The sequence below is a fragment of the Psychrobacter sp. Rd 27.2 genome, from assembly GCF_001921755.1.
Taxonomy (GTDB): domain Bacteria; phylum Pseudomonadota; class Gammaproteobacteria; order Pseudomonadales; family Moraxellaceae; genus Psychrobacter; species Psychrobacter celer.
The window spans coordinates 1-870 of record NZ_MRYB01000035.1 but is presented as its reverse complement, the minus strand read 5'-3'; the positions used below and the strand labels follow the sequence as shown (position 1 = coordinate 870).

1 protein-coding gene is annotated in these 870 nt (G+C 45.3%); it reads left to right on the top strand.

The window, feature by feature from the left end; genetic code table 11:
- On the top strand, positions 1–870 hold an 870-nt coding region (locus BTV99_RS12475), incomplete at both ends, for an IS3 family transposase (protein ID WP_143507153.1).

Below are 870 nucleotides of genomic sequence, written 5' to 3'. Positions count from 1 at the left end.
ATACGGGATCGAGTCAATTTGTAGAGTTCTGCCGACTGCCCCATCAACCTACTACCGTGCTAAAGACTTAGAGGACTGCCCTGAGAAGCGCTCATTACGCAGTCAGCATGACGACTTCTACATTAGTGAGATTAAACGCATCTGGCAGGACAGCAAATGCCGCTATGGCGCTCGTAAAGTATGGCAGCAGATGAAAGCGGATGGGTTAAAGGTGGCTCGTTGCACTATAGAGCGGTTAATGAAGCAGTATGGTCTGCAGGGGGTTTGGCGCGGTAAGGGTAAGATGACCACTAACAGCCGTGACGATCAAAAGCGTGCTGATGACTTGGTCAATCGCACCTTTAATACCCATCGTCCTAATCAGCTGTGGGTTGCAGATTTTACTTATATCAAGACAACGAGTGGCTGGGTCTATACTGCTTTTATTATTGATGTGTTTGCCCGCGCTATTGTGGGCTGGAAAGTATCGAATCGCATGAATACCGATATGGTGATGGCAGCGCTTAATCAAGCGATAGCAGATAGGAATAATCCTAAGAATGTGATTCATCACAGTGATCGAGGGGTTCAGTATTTATCCATTCGCTACACTTCTAGGATGGCTGACTCTGGCATGATTGCCTCTGTTGGCAGTACTGGTAATTCATACGACAATGCATTGGCTGAAACGGTCAATGGACTCTATAAGTCTGAGATGATTGAGTATCTAAAAGAACAATGGCATGGCGTGAACGATGTTGAATTGGCAACCCTTGAATGGGTAGATTGGTTCAATAAAATACGATTGCATAGCACGATTGGATATGTGTCACCCTTTGAGTTTGAAAAGCGGTATTATGATAATTTAATCCTGTCAGGCATTGCTGCCTG